General features: G+C 74.7%; 13 protein-coding genes. 4 read left to right on the plus strand and 9 right to left on the minus strand.

Going from position 1 to position 21,507, the window contains the following annotated elements; all coding sequences use genetic code 11:
- Window positions 1-2: 2 nt before the first annotated feature.
- From ACWERV_RS19580 to eccD, 8 genes are all read right to left on the minus strand, one after another.
- A complete protein-coding gene (locus ACWERV_RS19580; RefSeq protein WP_452934532.1) occupies window positions 3-341 on the minus strand; it encodes a hypothetical protein in 339 nt (112 codons plus the stop codon).
- The gene (locus ACWERV_RS19585; RefSeq protein ID WP_398177828.1) at window positions 334-762 is read right to left on the minus strand and encodes a YbaB/EbfC family nucleoid-associated protein; all 429 of its coding nucleotides are present in this window, start codon (window positions 760-762) and stop codon (window positions 334-336) included. The genes ACWERV_RS19580 and ACWERV_RS19585 overlap by 8 nt, the downstream gene beginning before the upstream one ends.
- A gap of 72 nt (window positions 763-834) precedes the next feature.
- Window positions 835-3,963, minus strand: coding sequence for an AAWKG family protein (locus ACWERV_RS19590; protein ID WP_452934535.1), 3,129 nt, complete (start codon window positions 3,961-3,963; stop codon window positions 835-837).
- 57 nt (window positions 3,964-4,020) lie between these two features.
- Window positions 4,021-4,476, minus strand: a complete 456-nt coding sequence (locus ACWERV_RS19595) for a type VII secretion system-associated protein (RefSeq protein ID WP_452934537.1) — start codon at window positions 4,474-4,476, stop codon at window positions 4,021-4,023.
- Between the two features lie 94 nt (window positions 4,477-4,570).
- A complete protein-coding gene (locus tag ACWERV_RS19600; protein WP_398177838.1) occupies window positions 4,571-4,882 on the minus strand; it encodes a WXG100 family type VII secretion target in 312 nt (103 codons plus the stop codon).
- A gap of 54 nt (window positions 4,883-4,936) precedes the next feature.
- Entirely contained in the window at window positions 4,937-5,305 is a 369-nt protein-coding gene (locus tag ACWERV_RS19605) for a hypothetical protein (protein ID WP_452934540.1), read from the minus strand.
- A 302-nt stretch (window positions 5,306-5,607) separates the two neighbouring features.
- On the minus strand, window positions 5,608-7,170 hold the full coding sequence (eccB, locus tag ACWERV_RS19610; protein WP_452934543.1) for a type VII secretion protein EccB: 1,563 nt from the start codon (window positions 7,168-7,170) through the stop codon (window positions 5,608-5,610).
- A gap of 4 nt (window positions 7,171-7,174) precedes the next feature.
- Complete coding sequence (gene eccD, locus ACWERV_RS19615) at window positions 7,175-8,554, minus strand: type VII secretion integral membrane protein EccD (protein ID WP_452934546.1); 1,380 nt, start codon at window positions 8,552-8,554, stop codon at window positions 7,175-7,177.
- A 238-nt stretch (window positions 8,555-8,792) separates the two neighbouring features.
- Between eccD and eccCa the strand changes: the two genes are divergently transcribed.
- Entirely contained in the window at window positions 8,793-12,869 is a 4,077-nt protein-coding gene (gene eccCa / locus ACWERV_RS19620) for a type VII secretion protein EccCa (protein WP_452934563.1), read from the plus strand.
- A 17-nt stretch (window positions 12,870-12,886) separates the two neighbouring features.
- Here the strand turns inward: eccCa and ACWERV_RS19625 are convergent, their stop codons facing one another.
- Window positions 12,887-14,161 carry a S8 family serine peptidase gene (locus tag ACWERV_RS19625; protein WP_452934549.1) on the minus strand — a complete coding sequence of 425 codons (1,275 nt, stop codon included), beginning with the start codon at window positions 14,159-14,161 and terminating at the stop codon, window positions 12,887-12,889.
- Window positions 14,162-14,588: 427 nt separating this feature from the next.
- Here ACWERV_RS19625 and ACWERV_RS19630 point away from each other — a divergent pair, with 427 nt between their 5' ends.
- The 3 genes from ACWERV_RS19630 to ACWERV_RS19640 all read left to right on the plus strand — a co-directional run.
- Complete coding sequence (locus ACWERV_RS19630) at window positions 14,589-17,966, plus strand: hypothetical protein (protein ID WP_452934552.1); 3,378 nt, start codon at window positions 14,589-14,591, stop codon at window positions 17,964-17,966.
- A gap of 38 nt (window positions 17,967-18,004) precedes the next feature.
- Window positions 18,005-19,786 carry a hypothetical protein gene (locus ACWERV_RS19635; RefSeq protein ID WP_452934555.1) on the plus strand — a complete coding sequence of 594 codons (1,782 nt, stop codon included), beginning with the start codon at window positions 18,005-18,007 and terminating at the stop codon, window positions 19,784-19,786.
- 412 nt (window positions 19,787-20,198) lie between these two features.
- Window positions 20,199-21,507, plus strand: a 1,309-nt coding sequence (locus ACWERV_RS19640; protein WP_452934557.1) for a UDP-N-acetylmuramoyl-tripeptide--D-alanyl-D-alanine ligase, incomplete at its 3' end; no start/stop codon positions are given.

A 21,507-nucleotide genomic window follows, 5' to 3' on the forward strand; every position in this document is an offset into this window, starting at 1 on the left:
GGTCAGCGCCGACCTCCGTCCCCGTGCAGGGCGTCGAGGGCGTCGGACTGGGCGTTGTGGAAGCCGTTCCCGGAGTTGACGGTCTTCGTGGCGGCCGAAACGATGGCCTGGGCGAGGGCGTCGAGGGCGTCCCGCAGGTCGGCGTGCGGCTGCACGTACTTCTCCTGGAACGCCTTGGCGGTCTCGCCGCTCCGGCCCCACGGCGGGTCGTTGGGGTCGAAGGCGCTGTACGTCTCGTACGCCTTGGCCAGTTGCCGGGCGGCGAGCCCCACCTCGTCGGTGACCGCACCGCCCTGCCGGACCTCGTCGGGTATCGCCGCGAACACGTTGTCGTCAGCCACGGGGCTTGCCTCCGGACGGGTCGAGCGGGCCGCCGGGGGCCCGCAGGGGGTCGAGCAGCCGGTCCAGGCCCAGGCCCTGGAGGCGGTCCTCGGCCGGGTCGGCGGCGGAGCCGCGCACCACTCCCACCGCCTCGTCGAAGCCGGTCCGCACCCGCACCGCGAGCTCCTCGCGGGCGACCCTGATCACCTCCAGCACGGAGGCGGCCAGTTCCTGGCCGGACATCTTCTGGTGCCGGTTGTCGGGGAAGCGCAGCGCGGTGGGGGCGCCGTCGGCGCCGAGCGTGACCTCGACGGCGTTGTCGCGCGAGCGGGCGGTCACCTCCACGGCGGCGATCCGGTCCCTGGCCGCGACCAGGGCCTGCCGCTGCGTCTCGAACTCGGCCATCGCCTGGTCGAGCCGGCTGCGCAGGTCGTCGCTCACGGGTGGTCCTCCATGGTCAGGGGCGGGGTGGGGCGCTCACGGGCCGGTGCCGGCGGCCCCGGGGGGAAGGTTCTAGCGGCCGAGGGAGGCGGGCATTCCCTCCTCGCCGGTGCCCCACACGTCGTCACCGTCCGACCAGCTGGACTGGGTGGAGGGCCGCTGGGGCGCGCCGCGGCCGGTCCGGCCGCCCTGGCCGCCGGGCGGGGTGCGGCTCGGCAGCTCGTCCGGGTCGGCGTCCTCCTCCTCGAACGCGTCCTCGGGCGGCGGGGCGTGGTGCTGGTGGCTGCCGCCCTGGATGAAGGCGCCGTCCCCGTCGCGCTGGGCGTACGTCTCGCGGACCCGCTCGCCCTCCCGCTGCTGGCCCTGCTGACCCATGCGCGACATCCCCATCATCATCATCATGGGGGACGCGAGTCCGCTCAGCCCCACCGCGTCGGTGGCCGCGGTCGCTCCCTGGGCGCCGCCGAGGCCGCCCCCGACGCCGCCCAGCGGCTGCGCGGCGGCGGCCTGCGCCGCGGCCAGGGTCTGCGGGCTGGGCACGGTCTGGAACTCGCCGTTGGGGCCGGCCACGGTCGAGCTGCCGTCGGGGAACGTCGTGGTGGTGTTGCCCAGCGAGTCCGTGGTGGCGACGGCCCCGCTCGGGAAGTGCGTGGTGGTGTGACCCGTGCTGTCCCGCAGGGTCAGCCCGCTGCTGGAGGTCGGCACCCGGGGTCCGCCGCCGTGCGACAGGTCCGACTCGTTGGCCAGGCCGCCCGGTCCCCTGCCCGGCCCGGTGCCGGTGCCGGTCGCGTCGGTGGTCGTGACGCTCCCGTCGGGGTGGACGGTGACGGTCGAGCCGTCCGGGTAGTGCGTCGTCATCGACCCGTCGTCGCCCAGCGTGGTGCTGCTGCCGTCGGGGTTGACCAGCGACTGCCCGTTGCCCAGGTGGCTGGTGACGGTGTGGCCGGAGGCATCCGTGGTGGTCACCGTGCCGTCGGGCGAGAGCGTCGTGTGGCTGCCGTCCGGGAAGTCCGAGGTGACGCTGCCGTTGGGGTTCTGCGTCATCGTCGTGCCGTCGGGCGACGTCAGGTGGGTGACGCCGTCGGTTCCGGTGGTCTCCACGACGCCGTTGCCGAAGTGGGTGGTGGTGCTGCCGTCCGGGTCGGTCGTGACGAGGCTGCCGTCGGGCTTCTGCGTGACCGTGGAGCCGTCCGGGAAGTGCGTGGTGATCGAGCCGTCCGAGCCGATCGCCGTGGTCGAGCCGTCCGGGTTGGTCAGCGTCTGACCGGGGTTGAGCTTGGTCGTGGTGGTGCTGCGGTTCGGGCCCGTGGAGGTGACGGTGCCGTCGGGCGCGACGGTTGTCGAACTGCCGTCGGGATAGGTCGTGGTGACGCTGCCGTCGGCGTTCTGCGTGGTCGTCGAGCCGGTGCTGTTGCGGAAGCCGGCGAGGGAGGGGTCGACGGTGTTCGTCAGCAGGTCGCTGTGGGGCGTCGGCACGAAGGAGGTGACCGGGTCGAGCAGCCCGGTCGGGCTGCCGTTGCCGTTGGGGCCGGTGAAGAGGTTGCTGAGATTGCCGAGATTACCGAGGTTGTTGAGGTTGTCGAGGCCGCCCAGGCCGTTGGTGAAGCTGTTGCCGAAGTGGTCCAGGCCGTTGTTGATGTTGTCGCCGAAGTGGTTCAGCCCGTCGTTCAGGTTGTTCAGGCCGCCGCCGACCGTCCGGAACTCGTTGCCCAGGCCGTGCAGCCCGTCGCCGAGGTTGTCGCCGACGCTGTCGCCGAAGTGGTCCAGGCCGTTGTTGATGTTGTTGCCGAGGTCGCCGACGCTGTCGCCGAAGTGGTCGAGACCGTTGTTGATGTTGTTGCCGAGGTCGCCGACGCTGTCGCCGAAGTGGTCCAGGCCCTTGTTGATGTCCTTCCCGAAGTCGTCCAGCCCGTTCTTGAAGTTGTTCATGCCGTCGCCGATGTTGTCCAGCGCCTTGTTGAGCTTGTCGTTGGCCTCGTCCGCCTTCGCCTTCTCGATCGCCGCCTCCTCCTTCTGGTACTCGGAGGCCAGCGAGACGGCGGGGCCGGGGCTGAACTGGAAGGCGCCGTCCCAGTTCGGGTTGAGCACCCGGCTCCAGGACTGCTGGAGGGTCTTGATCACCGCGCGGGCCGGATCGTCCAGGTTGGTCTGGACGTTGGCGGTCCACCGGGCGATCGCCTCGTTGGCCGCGCCTCCCCAGGTGGCGGTGTCCTTCAGGCTTCCCCACGTCGTGGTGTCGGAGAAGTCGGGACCCGTGGTGAGCGTCGGGATCGGCGCCCCGGGGTTGCCCATGTAGCCGCCGTACGGATTGGGCTTGTCGTAGGACGTCACCTTCGTCAGGTTGTGGTCGTTCACCCACGTGACGATGTCGTTCATGACCGCCACCAGCACCTCGCGGGTGTCACCGCTCACCGTGGCCTGGGTGGTGCTGCCGTCCGGATGAGTGTTCTTGACCGTGCTGCCGGTCTTCTTCACGAACTTCGTGAGGTGGTCGTTGAGGGAGGTGAACGCGTCGTGCAGCGACACCTCCGCGCCCACGATCGAGTCCCCGAACTGGGTGGAGGAGACGTAGCCGGTCGACGGCGAGGTGTGCGCCGGGGAGAAGCCCGGCGGGATCAGGTCGGCGGTGAGGGTGTCGTACGTGTCGTGCAGGTCGGTGACCAGGTGGTAGAAGACACCGGCCGCATGGCCCTTCCACGCCGCGTTCTCGTCGCCGAGGCTCTCCGCCCACTGCTTCAGCGTCTCGCTGTGGTTCTTGAAGAACGTACCCGCGGCGTCGAAGGACTTGGCCATCACCGGGAACGTGGTGAGGTCGACCGCGTTGCCGGCGCTCGGATCCCCGGCGCTGTCGTCGTCGGTGCGCGCGTCCAGCGTCGTGTAGGGCTTGCCCACAAGGACCTTCAGCGCGTTCTGCGAGCGCGTCCAGTAGTGGAGGCCGTCGGTCTGGTCGGTGAAGGTGACCGTGGCCTTGTAACCGTCGACGTCGTCGCCGCTGCCGGAGAAGAAGTAGATGTCGAAGCCCTTGCCGTCGGCGTGCGGTCCGCCGGTGGCGCTGGTGCCCTGCTTCACCTTGTCGATCTTCACGTCCAGCCAGTGCAGGCCGCCCTGGCCCTTCGCCCCGGTGATGTCACTGCGGGCGGGCAGGGTGAAGCCGGTGACCAGGTTGATGATGTCTTCCCAGTTGTCGGCCGACGCGGCCATGCGGTACCTCCGGGAGCGACCCGGGCCGCGGCGGCGCGGCCGGGCGGGTGCGGGACGTCAGGACGAGGAGTCGTGGCCCGAGCCGGACGGCGGCTGGCCGGTGGAGTCGCCGCCGTTCATGTCGAAGTCGTAGCCGGAGAGCGCGTCGACGAACTTCTGCCCGTCGAGGGTCGCCAGCGTGTCGCCCTGGGTCTTCAGCATCGTGGTGATGACCTTCTGGAGCTCCTTCTTCAGCTCCTCGAAGGACTCCTTGTGCGTGCGCAGCACCTTGTCGATGGCCTGGGCCGCGTTCTGCGCGTTGCTCACCACGTTCTTGCCGCCGGTGGTGTCGTCACCGCCCATCTGGCCCATGGTGACCGGTGTCGGCGAGCTGCCCAGGTCGAAGAGGGCCGGCGGCTTCTGGCCGGCCTTGCGCAGGTTGGCGATGTCGGTGATGAAGGCGCTGACGTCGTCGTCGATGAAATCCTGGAGCGCTTTCGCGTCCAGCTTCGTCAGATCGGCCTTGTGGGTCATCGCGGTGCCTTCCTGGCGGCGGTCGGTGTGGCGGGCCCGGCGCGGGACGGGCCCGGTCGGCGGTCGGCCGCCGGGCACGCCCCGTTGCGGGGACTCAGAACTTGATCTCCTCGAAGCCCTGCGCGTTGCGGTACACCGTCTGCTTGTAGTTGTCCGAGATGCCCTCCAGCGTCTGCGCATGGCTGGAAAGGATCGTGCTGAGCGCGTTCACCTCGGCGTTCCAGGTGGGCTGGACCTTGTTGTAGTAGATGTCGCGGTCCGGGCCGAGCCAGCTGGCGACGATCGTCCCCAGCTCGCTCTGCAGGTCACTGACGATCCCGGCGATGCGCTGCGTCTGCTGCTGCATCTCCTCGGAGAAGGTCATTGCCTGCCCGTGGTCGATGTAGATGCCGTCCTCGGCGGACATGTGCGCTCCAGAAGGTGGGAGGGGCGGGGCGGTTCGGGCTGCTCGGACGTCGCGTCAGCTGGTCAGCGCGCCGTAGACGCCGTCGGAGACCGAGCCGTGGGTGATCGACAGGTGGCCCGCCTGCTGGACGGCGCCGAGGTTGTCGCTCTGCGTCTTGTTCGACGCCTGGAGGCTGTTGTCCAGCTGGTCCTCCATGGCCTCGCAGGTGGCCTTGATCCGGTCCACCTCCGCCGACCAGGCCGCCATCACCTGCGCGTACGCCTGGCCGTCGGGACCCTGGTAGTGCGTGGACAGCGTCGCGGCGGCGTCGGCCACCTGCTGCTGCACCGCGGTCATCCTGCTCCGCGCGGTCTCGAGGTACGAGACCGCCTGGCTGTATGTCGCTGTCGACGACTGCTGCGTCGTGCCGGAGGGGGTGCTCATACGGTGTCCTTCCCGGTTGGCGGGCGGCACCGGGCTGCGCGCCGGACCCCGGGGCGCGGGTGCCCGTGAGGGACCCGTGTGCACCGGTGGGCGGCGAACGGTGGCCCACTCGGACTGCGATCGCGCGCCAGCGTAAGCCGACCGCCAACTCAGCTGCAACAAAGCCTGAGTGAATCCTTTTCAACGATGAAAGAAATCTCGCCGTTCTGCCGACTCCGGTTGCCCGTGGGCCATTTCGCGAGGTAAAGCGGGATACACGCATCACCCGCACCGGACGGGGCGGCGCGGCGGCGGAATACCGGTCAGGAATCGCCCGCGGCGCCGCTGCCGACGGTGCCGGTGCCGCCGTTCCCGTCGGTGCACGCGCTGCCGCCGGTGGTCTGGGCACGGCCCGCCAGGGCGTCCCGCGGCGACAGGTCCGGTCCGGTCGGCAGCATGGCCAGCAGCGGCGCGGGCACCCCGCGGGCCGCCGCGCGGTCGTACCCGAGCGCCTCGGCCGCCTGCGCGTCGGGCACCAGGTACTTCACCCCGTCGTCGGCCACCAGGTAGGTCGTCGCGCCCACCGGGCCGCCGCCCGCGCCCAGGGCCCGCACCAGCGCGCCGCCGCCAGGCGGCAGCAGCACCGCGTCGACCGGCAGGCACGCGGGGGCCGCGTGCGCCTGGGCCGCGGAGGTGTCCGCCCCGGCGGCGCCCGCGCTCCCCGCGCCGAGACCGGCGGCCGGTGCCACCGACAGGCTGATCCGTGCCCCGGCGCCCGTCCCGTCACCGTCCGCGGGCGCCGCGGGGTCCAGCCGGACGCACGCGGCCTGCCCGGCGTCCACCGGCACCAGGGCTGGCGGCGTCGGCGGCAGCGCCTGGGAGCCGTCGCCGGTGCTCGCGGTGCCGCCGCGCACCAGCGCCGAGTTGAGCGCGTCCGTCGCGAGCGGCACGGCGGTGGGGGCGCTGCCCGCGTAGGCCGCGGAGCGTTCGTCCGGCGCGGCCAGTTCCAGCGCCGCCTGCGTGGTGGTCACCGGCACCAGGCCCGCCCGTTCGAGCAGGTAGTACTGCTGGGCGGCGCCCGGCGTGCGCACCACGAAGACCTGTCCGACGCGGGTGGCCTGGCCGTCCAGCACCGGGCCGGGCGTGCCCTTGCCCGGCACGTCCCGCGGGGCCAGGTCCGGGCCTGCCGGAACCGCGTCGAGGAAGGCCGCCGACACCGGCAGCGCCCGCGCGGTCCCGTAACCGAGCGCGTCCGCGGTGGAGGTCCCCGACGACATCCGGAACCGGTTGCCCCGCCACAGCAGGTAGGAGGTGCCGTCCGGCCCGTCGACCAGCAGTGCCTGGCCGGGGCCGACCCCGTCCCCGGACCGGGCGCCGCCCACGGTCAGGGTGGTGGCCGGTGCGGTGCCGCCGCTGTCGGTGGTCCGGGTCGCGGCGCACACCTGCCACGCGCCGGTGTCGACCCGGGCCGCCGACGGCAGCGCGTCCGGGGCCCCGGTGATGCCCACCGGGCCGCCGCGCCGCACCTGCGCCAGCGTCGTACGCGGCACCGTGTGCACGGTCATGCCGGCGCCGGCGATCAGCCGCGCGGAGGCGTAGTTGCGCACCGGGCGCAGCGTCCCGTCGTACAGGTACCGGTTGCCGGTGCCCTGCTCGACGACGAGCGTGCCGGGCTGCTTCCAGGCCGCGGAGCCACCCGGTGAGACGAAGCCGAACACCAGGAACCCCGCGGCGATCACCGCGCCCAGTGCCCCGCCGAACGCCAGCGCCCGGTTGGTGCGTGTGTTGGGGCCTTCCGGTACGTCGGGGTCGTTGCGCAGCAGCCCTGAGGTGAGCCGCGACACCACGAAGCGGTGCGCCTGGACCTGGTCGCGTCGGGTCTGCACCGCCCTACCCCCGGATCCCGCGCAGCCGGCCGTAGACGTCCAGCACCCACAGCACGGCGGGCAGCAGTCCCACCGCCGCCACCGACTGCAGGATGTCCCCGGCCCGTCCCCAGTAGGGCAGCAGCCGCCGCCCCGGCACCGTCCACGCCACGACCGCGGTCAGCGCCGCCACCGCCAGCAGGCAGGCGACGGTGAGCAACTGGGCGTGCGGCCCGTGCCGGCGGGCCGCGCAGACGGCCAGCAGCACCGCGCCGAGCGCCCCGGGCAGCACCAGCGACAACCGCTGCCAGGCATTGCCGAGGCTGCGGCCGTGCAGCACCAGCAGCAGCGCCAGCAGCGCCCCCGTCACCCCCTGCGCCCACCCGGGATCGGTCGCCAGCCCGGCCGTGCAGGCCGCGCAGATCACACCGGCCGCCGCGTACAGACCCGTCATCCACTGGTCGGTGGCCCGGGTGCGCGTCTCGACCTCCGTGCTCGGGTACGGCTCGATGCCCTCCTGGAGCTGGTCGGACGTCGTCGGCAGCAGCGGCAGCCGCAGCCCGGCCAGCGAGAACGACATCATCGGCACGAACGCGCCGAACACCACCACCGGCACCGCCACCGCGGCTCCCGCGCCGTCCAGGCCCGCGTCGTGCACGCCCGTCATCAGCGTCCCGGCCAGCAGCGCGGCCACTCCGGCGACCACGCTCGGCACGAACGCCACCGGACAGGCGGCCACCAGCGTCAGCGCCAGCGCACCGGCCACGCACCAGGCCGCCCCGGCCGCCAGCCAGCGCGGCCCCGGCTGCCCGCCGCCGGCCGCCAGCGATCCGGCCAGCGCCGCGAACGGCCCCGCGGACAGCCCCAGCAGCACCGCGCCGGGCAGGTCGTCCAGCACCCGGGCCGCCGCGCCCGCCCCGGCCAGCGCCAGCAGCGCCGCCCCCGCGGCCAGCGCCGCCCGCGACGACGACTCCCCGCCGGACAGCGCCAGCAGCACCAGTGCCGCGCTCAGCACGGCCAGCAGCACCCCGCGCAGCGCCCAGCGGCTCACGAGCGGCGACCAGGCGTGCGGCAGCTCCCGCATCGTGGCGCTGACGCCGTCCACGAGGTTGTCGAAGCGCACCGGCGGCAGTGCCTCCGCCATCGGCCTCAGCAGCAGCACCTCACCCTCGCGCAGCTCCAGCGACTGCGGGGTGCCCTCCGCGTCCAGCGGCGGTCCGCCGATCCGCTGCAACACCCAGCCACCGTGCTCCAGACCGGACTCGGCCAGCTCACCGCCCGCGTGGCCGACGATCGCGGGCAGCAGGTCGGCCAGCGGGATGTCCGAAGGCACCGCGAGATCCAGCGCCGATCCCGGCGCTCTGACGGTCAGTCTGCACAGCCCAGCAACCGAGCTCTCGCTCATGTGCCGCCCTCCCAGAAACCCGTGGCACCGCGACCCGGCCACCTCGAACGCCGGGCACCCTACCCCGGCGATGTGACGGGAGGTCCACCTGGTGGCCAACGGGACGTGAGCGGGGTCCTTGTCGTCCGCACACCCGCGCGTGATGGGATGGTGCGGTGCCGAGTATGACAGCCCGTGAGGTGAACTCCCTTTGAGCGTCGTGCACTTCCGCCGTCCGGCCCGCCGGGGCGGCCCGCAGATGCCCGAGGGCGACCTGGCCCTCCAGGAGCCCCCGGTGATGTCGGAGCCGCAGCCCAGCGGCAACGCCATGCTCACCTACCTGCCGATGGCCATGATGTCCGGTGCCATCGTGCTGCTCTACACCCGCCCCGGCACGGCCTCCAGCCCGGTCACGTATCTGATCGTCGGCATGATGGTGCTCTCCATGGGCATGATGCTCGTCGGCCAGCTCGCCCGAGCAGGCAGCGAGCGCCGCAACAAGCTCAAGGGCGCCCGCCGCGACTACCTGCGCTACCTCGGCGCGCAGCGCCGCCGGGTGCGCAGGGCGGTCGCCGACCAGCAGCGCGCGCTGGCCTGGCAGCACCCCGAGCCGGCCGCCCTGTGGTCCTTCGCCGACACCAGCCGGCTGTGGGAACGCCGCCCCGGCGACGAGGACTTCGGCGAGGTGCGGATCGCTGTCGGCGACCAGCGGCTCTCGCTGCGGCTGACCGCCAACGCCACCCGGCCGGTCGACGACCTCGACCCGCTGACCGCGCACGCGCTCCGGGCGTTCATCAACACCTACTCCACCGTGCCCGAGCAGCCCATCGCGGTGTTCCTGCGCACCTGGGCCCGGGTGCTGCTGCACGGCGACCGCGAGCGCACGCTCGGCGCCACCCGCGCGCTCGTCGCCCAGCTCACCGTCATGCACGCCCCGCAGGATCTGGTGGTGGCCTTCTGCGTCGCCCCCGAACGGCGGCCGGAATGGGACTGGGCCAAGTGGCTGCCGCACGCCCTCCACCCGCTGGAGAACGACGGCGCCGGCCCCGCCCGGCTCATCGCCACCACCGCCGACGACCTGGAGGACCTGCTCGGCGAGGACTTCACCGGACGGCCGCCCTTCGACGCGGCCGCCGCTCCCTCCAAGGACGAGCCGTTCACCGTGGTCGTCCTCGACGGCGGCCGGCTCCCGGCCGGTCACCGCTTCGACCGGGCCGGCTTCCGCAACGCCGTCGTCGTGGACTGCGGCGCCACCCTGAGCTGGCGGCCCGGCCGCACCGTGCTTCGGCTACGGTTCGACGCCGAAGGGGAGGTCGGTCTGGTCCGCACCGACCGCAACCGCAAGGAGACCACCACCCCGCTCGGCCGCGCCGACTCCCTCGGCGCGCACGCCGCCCGCGCCCTGGCCGCGCGGCTCGCCCCGATGCGCACCGGCGACAGCGGTGAGGCGGCCCACCCGCTGGAGTCCGACATCCAGCTCACCAGCCTGCTCGGCATACCCGACCTGCACCGGCACGACGTCCACGACCACTGGCTGCGGCGGGCAGCGAACGGGCACGCCCGGCTGCGGGTGCCCATCGCGGTCGGCGCCGACGGCCGCGCGGTCGAACTCGACATCAAGGAGTCCGCGCAGGGAGGCATGGGTCCGCACGGCATGCTCATCGGCGCCACCGGCTCCGGCAAGTCCGAGCTGCTGCGCACCCTCGTCCTGGGCCTGGCCCTCACCCACTCCTCGGAGACCCTCAACTTCGTCCTCGTCGACTTCAAGGGCGGCGCGACCTTCCTCGGCCTGGACGAACTCCCGCACACCTCGGCGGTGATCACCAACCTCGCCGACGAGGCCGGGCTCGTCTCCCGTATGCAGGACGCCCTGCACGGCGAACTCATCCGCCGCCAGGAACTGCTGCGAGCCGCCGGCAACCACACCTCGGCGCTGGAGTACGAGCGGGCACGCGCGGCGGGCGCGCCGCTCGCACCGCTGCCCAGCCTCTTCGTCGTCGTCGACGAGTTCAGCGAACTGCTGGCCGCACACCGCGAGTTCATGGACCTGTTCGTGATGATCGGCCGGCTCGGCCGGTCGCTCGGCGTCCATCTGCTGCTGGCCTCGCAGCGGCTGGACGAGGGCCGCATGCACCAGTTGGAGTCGCACCTGTCCTACCGGATCGGGCTGCGCACGTTCTCCGCGATGGAGTCCCGCGGTGTGCTCGGCGTGCCCGACGCCTACGAGCTGCCGCCGCAGCCCGGCAGCGGCTTCCTCAAGAGCGGCGTCGAGGCGCTGACCCGGTTCCGCGCCGCGTACGTCTCGGGCGCCTACCGCCGGCGGGCCGGTGCGCTGGCCCAGGCGCAGGTCGCCAGCCAGGTCGTGCCGTGGACCGGCGAGTGGGTCGAGCAGCGCGAGCGGCCGCAGGAAGCCGGCGCCGGGCCGGACCCGGAGCACCTCGCCCCGGCCGGTGCCCCCACGGCCGGCCCCGGCGCGCACCCCCTCGGCGCCGGCGCCCAGTCGGCCGGGCCCGACCCGCTGGTCTCCGAGCCCGACGCGGGGGAGAACTCGCTGCTGTCGGTCGCCATCGGGCGGCTGCACGCCGCCGGACCGCCCGCCCACCAGGTGTGGCTGCCCCCGCTGGACCTGCCGCCCACCCTCGACCGGCTGCTGCCTCCGCTCGCCCCCGACCACGCGCTCGGCCTGACCACCGTGGATTGGCCCGGCCGCGGCGGGCTCACCCTCCCCGTCGGCATCATCGACCGGCCGTTCGAGCAGAAGCGCGACCTGCTCACCCTGGACGTGTCCGGGGCCGGCGGCCACGTCGGCATCGCGGGCGGCCCGCAGAGCGGCAAGTCCACCCTCGTGCGCAGCTTCATCGCCGCTCTCGCCCTCACCCACACCCCGCGCGAAGTGCAGTTCTACTGCCTGGACTTCGGCGGCGGCACGCTCGCGGCGCTGGCCGGGCTGCCGCACGTCGGCGGGGTCGCCGGCCGGCTGGACCACGAACGCGTCAGCCGCACCCTGGCCGAGATCACCTCCCTGCTCGGCCGCCGCGAGCGGCTGTTCCTGGAGCACGGCATCGACTCCATGCCGACGTTCCGGCGCCGCCGCGCGGCCGGTGAGTTCCCCGACGAGCCGTTCGGCGACGTCTTCCTCGTCATCGACGGCTGGTCCACCGTCCGGCAGGACTTCCAGGACCACGTCCCCACCGTCAACCGGATCGCCGCGCGCGGACTCAGCTACGGCGTCCACCTCGTCACCACCACCGCCCGCTGGGTGGAACTCTCCTCGCAGATCCGCGACCAGTCGGCGACCCGGGTGGAACTGCGGATGGGCGACCCGCTCGACTCGATGGTCGACATCCGCCGCGCCGGCACCGTGCCGCGCAGCCCCGGCCGCGGTCTGACCACCGACAGCAAGCTGCACTTCCTTGCCGCGCTGCCGCGGATCGACGGCGTGGAGAGCGCCGCCGACCTCGCCGACGGCGTCGGCGACCTGGTCGCCGCCGTCGCCGAGAGCTGGACCGGCCCGGCCGCCCCGCCGGTGCGGATGCTGCCCACGCTGCTGCCCGTCGCCGAACTGCCGCCGCCGCCCGCCGCCGCCGTGGCCGCCGCGCGGGACGGCCGCCCGCCCCGCGCGCTGTTCCGTATCCCGATCGGCGTGGAGGAGACCGAACTCGGCACCGCCTGGCACGACTTCACCGAGGCACCGCACCTGGTGGCGTTCGGCGACACCGAGAGCGGCAAGACCAACCTGCTGCGGCTGATAGCCCGCAGCGTCACCGAGCGGTTCACCCCCGCCCAGGCGCGCATCCTCGTCGTCGACTTCCGCCGCGAGCTGATCGAGGCGGTCCCCGAGCCCTACCGGCTCGGCCACGCCGTCTCCGTCGACCAGCTCCGGGAACTCGTCGACGGTGCCGCCCGCGCGCTGCGCTCCCGCACACCCGGACCCGAGATCACCCCGGCCCGGATGCGGCAGGCGGACTGGTGGCCCGGACCGCGGCTGTTCATCCTCATCGACGACTACGACCTCGTCGCCAACCCGATGCGCAACCCCTTCGAGCCGCTCCTCGAACACCTGCCGCTGGGCTACGAGATCGGTTTCCACACCGTCCTCACCCGGGCCGCGGCCGGGGCCATGCGCGGTATCAACGACCCCCTGGTGCGGCGGCTGCTGGAGGTCAACGCGCCCGGCCTGCTGATGTCCTGCCCGCCGTCCGAGGGCTATCTCTTCAACAACACCAAGCCGCGGCTGCTGCCGCCCGGCCGGGCCCTCTACATCACCCGTCGCAGCACCGTCCAGGTCCAGACGGCGGTCACCGAAGCGGAGGAGCCGGCGCCGGACCTCTTCTGAACGGCGACCGGGAGCCGCTACGCCGGGGGAGCGGCCGAGGTCGTCGTGGCCGGGCGGGGTGGGGCGCAGCGGCGCCGCCGAGCCAGCGCGGCGTTCGCCGCGAGGGCGGCGGCGGTCAGCGCGGAGCCGCCCACCACCAGCAGCGCCCGGTGCTCGGGGCCCGGATCGGCAGGCTCGCGGTGCAGGCTGAACGCCGTGTCCGGAGCGGCGGTCCGGCCGGGAGCGCCGGGGAGGACGTCGGACAGCGCCGCGTACGCGTCGAGCACCGGCACCGCCCCCGGATACGCCGTCGCCTCCAGCCGCGCCGCCACCTCGGGGGCGGTCAGCTCCGGTTCGTACGAGCGGAGGAGGACGGCCGCGCCCGCCACCAGGGCGGCCGCCACCGAGGGCCCGTCACCCAGGAAGTGCCCCCGGCCGCTCGGACCGATGGAGATCACCGCGTCGCCGGGCGCGGCCATGTCGGCCCGGGAGGGCCGGACGGCACCGTCCGGCCGGCTGCCGGTGCCGTCCACGTCGACCACCGACAGCACACCCGGGTGCGCCGCGGGCCAGAACGGGATCGCGGGCGGATCGTCGTCGCTCGCGTCCTTGTAGTACACCCCGTCGGGGACCGCGGCGGCCACCACCAGGACGTCCTTGGCGGCCGCGTAGGCCAGCGCCGAGTCCAGCGCGGCGCCGGAGCTCTGGAAGCCCAGCGACACGTCGACCACCGACGCCCCGGCGTCCACCGCCGTCCGCACCGCCTGCGCCACGGCCGGCTCGCTCGGCGCGCCCCCCGTCCCGAAACCGCTCAGCCCCAGCACCCGCGCGCCCGGCGCCACTCCGCTGAAACCGCTGCCTGCGGCCGGCGCCGCCGCGATCAGCCCGGCCACGAACGTGCCGTGCCCGACGCAGTCCTTCCCGGCGGCGCCCTTCGCCGTGACCCGGCCGGCCAGCGCGGGCGCGCTCCGGGACACGCCGGTGTCCACCACCGCCACCGTCACCCCGGCGCCGGACGACAACTGCCCGGCGCGGTCGAGTTCGAGGCTCTGCTGTGCCCACGGCACCGTGTGGGCCACCGTGGGCGACGCCTTCGTGCAGCCCTTCAGCGCCTGCGGGTCGAGACCCGTCGGGATCACCGGCAGCCGCAGCGGCGCCGCCGTCCCGCCGCTTGAGGGCAGCGGAGTCGGCGCCGTGTCGGCCGCCGAGGACCCGGCTGCGGCCCCGCTGAGAAGCAGCGCCAGCGAGCAGCACGCCGCGGCGTACGTCCGCCGGCCGGCTCCCGTACGGCCGGACCCGCTCGTGGCAGCCATCCCGTCTCCGTCCGTGCAGCGTCGGGCTCGTGACGGCCCGTATCGTACGGTCCCCGTCCCGCGGCCGCTCGCGCCCGGCCGGTGGTCCGCCGATGCCCGTCCGCCGGGGGACGTCGGCCCACCGGGTGGCCGGGTGGTCCAGCAGCCCGGAGCGACGCGGTGTTCCGGTCCGCGACCGTCACGGCCGCGGAATCGCCAGCCTATCGTTCCCCCTTCGTATCCGGGGGCCGCCCGCCGCCAGGTGAATTACGGGCGTATTCGGGAATGCGATCTGGTCAATTGCCCTGCCGGAAGGGCCTTTTGTCCGATGATCCGGTGGCGGACCCGGTATCTTTTCCCGGGTGACGACGAGCAGCGTTCTCCGGCGAGAGAACGGGGTGGTCCACGTGGCGGCCCCGGACGGCGCCGGCCCGGACGGGAGCCGCCGGTGAGTCCCCGCACCACCAGGCACGCCGAGTCCGGAGGTCTGCGGGTCACCGGCGGCGACGGAGTCTACGTCGTGCACGGCCCCGGCCCGCTGCCCGAGCATCTCGCGGCGTCCGCACGGGAGGTGCTCGGCGCGCCCGCCACCGGCCGGGCCACCGTGCTCGTCGGTGCCGGCTTCGACGACCCCGACGCCCTCTGTGACGGCCTCGCCCCGGCACTCGACGCCTGCGAGGCGTCCGGCGTCACCGAGATCCGGCTGGTGATGACCGGCGGCGCCGCGGAACTGCCCGGCCGGCCCGCTCCGGCCCGCCGCCTGTCCGAACGCTGGTCGTTCGAGGTGGTCGCGCCCGCCGGAGCCGCGATGGTCGTCCCCGGCGGCGGTCTCTTCGCCCCCGACGTCCCCGGCACGCCCGGCGCCTGGTGGCACTTCTCCCGCGGACTGCTGCCCCGGCGGCTCGGCGCCCGGCACCCCCAGCCCGGCTGGCAGGCCGCGCTGGACCGGATCGCGGCCGACACCGCCGAGGGCTGCGTGGTGCACCACATACCCGCCGGCCTGCTGGTGCTGCCGGCGGACGGGCCCGCCGAGGGCGCCGACGCCGTCCGCTACGCCCTGCCGGCCGACCCCGCGCACCCCGTCGTCCTCGTCGGCGCCCCCGGTTCCGTACCTGTCCCCGCCGACGCCCTCGCCGACATCGTCGCCGCCCTGCCCGCCTCCGTGCGCGGCACCGTCCGGCTGCTCCCCGGCGACGGCCACGACCTGCTGCCCGCCGCCCAGCAGGCCGCCGACCTGCTCGGCACCGAACTCCGCGTCGCCAGCGGTGTCCCCGTCCTCCTCGACGACGCCACGCCCAACGCCGGGGGCTCGCCCTGGGACCACCCCGCCCGCAACCCGGCCAGCCGCATCGTGATGCTGGACGAGCACGGCAACCCGTCCTGGCGCCCCTACGTCGAAACGGTCACCTGCCTCCCCGCCGGGACACGGCCCCGACTGGCCGACTGGCGCCCCCCGATCGGCGGCCTGCGACCGGGCGCGGAGCCCGGCACCCTCCTGCTCGACCGCCGCTGGCAGGTGGCCGTCACCCGGGCCGGCCTGTGGGTCGGTCCCGGCGACGCGCGTCTGCCGGAGAGCGCCGCGGCGCGGCCCGTCGAACCCGACGTGATGGCCATCGATCTCGGTCACCCGGATCTCACCCTCGACGACGCCACGCTCTGGGTACCGCTGCAACGGCTCTTCGGCGCGCTCCAGGACGACGTCCGGGACCGGACGATGATCCAGCTCCACGGGGAGGCGTCGGCGGCGACGCACCGGGCGGTGCGCAGACTCGCCGTCCAGCACGGGCTGGCGGTCGCCGCGCGCGGCTGGCGCCCCTTCCTGCCGGACGCGATTCCGGGCCCGGCACCGTCCCTTGCGGCGCCAGCCCCCGCGGCACCGTCTGCCGCTGCCGCTGCCGCTGCCGCTGCCGCTGCCGCCGCCCCGCCCGTCCCGGTCCGGTCGGTGCCGGATCCGTCAGGCCCGGCCGTGCCCGTTCCCGCGGCGGGTGCGGCGGCGCACGCCGGTGCGGGGTCGGACGCGGTGGTCCCCTCCGGCAGGGCTTCGGGTACCGCGGCGCCGGGCGTGCCGGCCGAGGGCGCGTCGGCTCGCCCCGTCGAGGCACCGCCCGCGCCGGGCGCGGGCCGTACGGCTGCCGCGGGTACCGGCGCAGGCGGTGCCGGCCCGGCCGAGCACGGGAGCGCCGCGCCGACCGGCACCCGCGAGGCCGCGCCAACGGCGCCGGACCGCACGGCACTTCGGGTGGTGCCGTCCGTGGAGGAGACACCGGCCGCCGCGGGGATGACAACGTCGTCGGACGGCCGGACCCCCGCCTCCGCCGCGTCCGGGAGGGTGCGCTCCGTCGGCTCCCCGGTGGAGGAGGCGCCGTCCCCGGACGCTGCTTCGACGGGTGCGCCCGAGCGAGCGGCCGCCGCGGACAGTGACGCGGGGGCGCCCCGTGCGGCAGGGGCGAGGACGGGGGCGCTGTCGTCGGGCGGGTCGTCCTCGGCGGGCGCCGCGCCCGCGAGGCCGCGCCTGCGGGGATTCCCCGGCCTCACCTCGGGGAGCGCGAACCGGCCCGGAGCAGCGGGCGGCGACCACGCCCCCCGGCCTGCGCGGGCGACCGAACCGCCCGCGGGCGAGAGCGACGGCCGAGCCGCGGAATCGCCCGTGTACCCCCCGCTGCGGCTGGCCACCGAGGGCGGTACCGGCGGTACGTCTCCCCTCGCGTCCCCGGCCGTCCCGCCGCAGCCGCTGGGAGCGTCCGCGTCCGGCGAGGCGCCAGGATCTGACGGATCGGGGGAGGCGGTCACTCCCGAGGCCCCCGGCACGGCGCAGGCCCCCGCCGCCTTGGAGAGGTCCGCCGCCCCGGAGGCACCCGTGAGCCCCGCGGCGCCCCTTCCGCCGACCGCCGCGGAGCCGTCTGTCCCCGAGCCGACCGTCGCGCCGCAACCGTCCGCCGCCCCCGGCACCCCCGCCGCCCCCGGTGTGCCGGTGATCGCGGGACGCGCCCTCGTCCTGCCGTCCCGGCGCAGCACCGAAGCCGAACGCAACCTGGTCCGGACCCTGCTGGGCGCCACCTGGGACGGCCACAGCGTGGCGGTGACGCGGGCCATGACCCAGGTCCCCGTCCTGCGTGGCGGCTCCGTCGCCGAGTCGGAGGACGCCACCGCCGAACTGGCGCTGCTGCACGCCTACATGAACGTGGACCAGAGTGCGCCCTGGTCGTACGAGGGGCTGCGCGCGGCCGCCGTCACCGGAGACCGCGCCCTGGTCCCGGTGCTCGCGTGCGTGGCCGCCGCGCTGCGCCGACTGCCCTCCTACCGCGGCGCCGTGGTGCGCCCCGCGGGTGCGTCCGGGATCGCCGGGACGGCCCGGCTCCTGCTGCCCGGCGAGGAGTTGGGCGACGTGCTGCCGGTCAGCGGACTCGCCGTGGAGCGGGGCGGCCCGGCGGTGGCCGGTGACCGCTACCTCGTGTGGTCGATGACGGGCCGCCGGGCCGGCTCGCTGCTGGGCGGCGCGGGCGCCGAGGCCGCGGGGCCCGCACCCGCCGACGAGGTGCTGTTCGCCCCCGGGACGCGTCTGCGGCTGCTGGCCGTCGACGACCTGGACGGGGCGGCCGTCGTTCTGCTGCGCGAACTGTCCGAGACCGCCCCCGCGGCCGTCCCCGGCGTCCTGGACGCGGCCGACGCGACGGCCCTCGACCGGCTGCGGTCACGCGCCCGCCCCGAGGGAACCGCGGCCGGTCCGCTCGACCCCGCCCGGCTGCCCGGACGCTGCACCGGAGTGCTGGGCCTGCTCACCCCCGACCCGCACCCCGGCGGCGGTCGACCCGTCGCCGGACCCTGACGACACGCCCCATCACCCCAGACGACCGAGGAGGACGGATGGCCCTCGACCACCCGGCGGGCGGACACCCGCCGACGGCGGGGACAGGCGGCCCGGCCGCACCGCCGCGCATACGGCGGGCGCTGGCTCTGCCCCTGGACGAGACCGACATCGGCGGTACCGCCACGTCGGCCGCGATCGCGGCCGCCCAGCTCGTCGCCGCCGCGGGACCGGCCACCGCGGCCCCCGTGACCGGCGTGCCGGAGAGCGGACCGGTCGCCGGCCGGCTGCCGGGCCGGGACAGCCGGGGCCGGCAGACCGCTGCCGCCGCGGACCCGCAGGCCGAGGCCGCGGCGGAGGCCGTCCTCACCGGCAGCCTCGCGGGTGTCGCCGAGGGTGTGTCCGAGGGCGGCGCGGAACGCCGGCCCCGCATCGCCGCCCGCGCGGCCAAGGTCGGCCGCTGGCCGCTGATGACGGCGGCCGCGGTCGCCGGAGCGGTCCTGGTCACCCTCCCGTTCGTGCACGGCAATGACCGTGACACCACGACCCTCGAAGGCGCCAACAGCCCGCAGCCGCTCGCCTCTCTCGGCGGGGACACGGCCCACCAGGGCCACACCTCCGCCGACGGACCGGACGGCTACTCGAGCCAGATGCCCGCCCCGGCCCGGCACGGTTCGGACGGCTCCCGTTCCGGCTCGCTCGCGCAGCCCGGCACCAGTGGCACCCCGAGTCCGTCGACCTCCGGCCAGGCCGTCGCGCCCCCGAACGACACGGCCGTCGTCCCCGGCACGGAGACGGGCACCACGGACCCCTTCGCCGCCGGGCCCACGCCGGGTGCCACGCCGGGCGACCTGACGGCCGTGCCGCCCCCCGGCAATCCCGAGGACAGCCTCGTGCTGCCCACGCTCGTCGGAGCCGACGGCACCCCGCTCGTCCCGGGCCTGCAGGGCACCCTTCCGTCGTCGCCCCCGCCTCCCTCGTCGGACCCGGCCGCGTCGGACAAGGACACGACGAAGACGCCGCACGGCACCCCTCCTGACGACCCGGCGGACACGAAGGACACGAAGGACGCGAAGGAGTCCAAGGACGGGAAGGACGCGCGGAAGTACCCGGTCATCGCGTTCAAGGGCACATCCGCCACGCCGCAGAAGGCGACGCCGACCACCCCGGCGACCCCGGCCGCTCCTGCGAAGACGTCGACCCCGAAGTCGTCCACCAGCACTCCGGTGGCCCACACCACCGCCAAGGACACCACGCCTGAGGTCACCTCCTCGAAGCCGGCAGAGACCGGGACCCCGGCGGTCTCGCAGCCCGCAGCCCCGGCCAAGCCCGTCACCCCGGCCGTCCCGGCCACCCCGGCCACCCCGTCGAAGCCCTCGACACCGGCGACGCCTGCCAAGCCTGCGACGCCCGCCAAGCCGGCCACACCGGCGAAATCCGCCAACCCCGCGCAGGAGAAGCCGAAGAGCGATCCCGCCCCGGCTCCGAAGCCCGCGGTGGTCTACGCGACGGCCATCGCCTCGGGCTCGTCCATGGGGTCGGGCCAGTCCGTCACCAACCGGGACGGCACGAAGGTCGCGATGGACGCGGACGGCAACCTGGTGATCATCGGCCCCGGCGGCGGCGTGCGCTGGTCGTCCCACACACCTGGCTCCGGCCACACCGTCGCCATCCAGCGCGACGGCAACCTCGTGGTCTACGACGCCTCCGGGCACGCGCTGTGGGCCAGCAACACCGCCGGACACCCCGGTGCCGTACTGGTGATCCACCCGAACGGCAACGTGACCGTCAGCTCCCCCGACGGCAACTCCACCTACTGGTCGGCTGGCACCGCCCACTGACCGCAGGACCACGCCCAGGCTCCTCCCACCACGAGGTGGGAGGAGCCCGCTGCGTTCCTGAAGCCGCACGGCGAACCGCCTCGCCGCCGACGGACGCCGGAGCGACGGCGTGCGTCAGAAAGGGAGATCCGGCAGGCCGCAGGCGGTGACGTCCTCGCCGCCATGTGGATGTTGTGCGGGCGATCCTCCACGAGGCGTTGACGCGCCGACCGTACGATGACCCCCCGCCCACTCCCGCGCGCGGCGCCGCGACGGAGGTGGGGGAGACCGCCGCCCGACGCGCCCCAGGGAGCCCGCCCCCGTGCCCCACCTCCACGACGCGCCCATGTGCCGCCGGCCCATCGCACAGGAGGAGCACGGCGTACGCCCGCGCGATCACCTTCCCGCCGATGCACTGAGAAAGGTCCTGCCCGTGATCACACTGACGCTCGCCGAGATCGCCGAAGCCACCGGGGGAACCGTCCATGACGCGCCCGATCCGGAGCGGGTACGTGTCACGGGCCCGAGCGGCAGCGACTCGCGGCAGGTCGGGCCGGGCGGGATGTTCGTCGCGGTGACGGGCGCCCGGGTGGACGGCCACGACTTCGTCGACCAGGCGGTGGCCGGCGGTGCCGTCTGCGTCCTGGCCTCCCGCCCGGTGGGTGTGCCCGCGGTCGTGGTCCCCGACGTGACGGCCGCGCTCGGGCGGCTTGCGCAGTACGCCCTGACCCGTACGGGGGCGCAGGTCGTCGCGCTGACCGGCTCGGCGGGCAAGACCACGACGAAGGACCTGCTCGCCCAGGTGCTCTCCCGCCACGGCCGAACGGTCGCGACACCGGGCAGCTTCAACACCGAGATCGGCCTGCCCCTGACCGTCCTGTCGGCGGACGAGGACACCCGCTATCTCGTCCTGGAGATGGGCGCCCGGCATGTCGGCGACATCGCCTACCTCGCCACCCTGACCCCGCCCGCCCTCGGGATCGTCCTGAACGTCGGCTCCGCGCACGTCGGCGAGTTCGGCAGCCGCGAGGCCATCGCCGAGGCGAAGAGCGAACTCGTCCAGGCCCTCCCGCCCGCGTCCGAGGGCGGCGTGGCGATCCTCAACGCCGACGACGACCTGGTCGCGGCGATGGCCGACCGCACCAAGGCCGCCGTCACGTACTACGGCACGAGCGAGCGGGCCACCGTCCGCGCCACCGGCATCGAACTGACCGCAGGCCGCGCCGCCTTCCACCTCCACACCCCCGACGGCAACGCCCCCGTCACCCTCCAGCTCCTCGGCGCCCACCAGGTCCACAACGCCCTCGCGGTCGCCGCCACCGCCCACGCCCTGGGCATGCCGACCTCGGTAATCGCCGAAGCCCTGACCTCCGCGGCACCAATCTCCGCCGCCCGCCTGGAGATCCTCGAACGCCCCGACGGCATCACGATCATCAACGACGCCTTCAACGCCAACCCCGAATCCACCCGCGCCGCCCTGGAAACCCTCGTCTCCCTCGCCCAAGGCCGCCGCACCATCGCCGTCCTCGGCGAGATGAAGGAACTCGGCCCCACGTCGATCGCCGCCCACGAGACCATCGGCCACCTCGTCGCCACCCTCGGCATCCACACCCTGATCACGGTCGGCACTTCTCCCGAGATCACCGCCGTCACCGCAGCAGCCCGCGACAGTAGCCCCAGCGTCGTGACCGCCGCCGCAGAAGACGCCGACACCCTCCTCGCTACGCTCACCCCACTCCTCG

Source organism: Streptomyces sp. NPDC004031 (genome assembly GCF_053604375.1).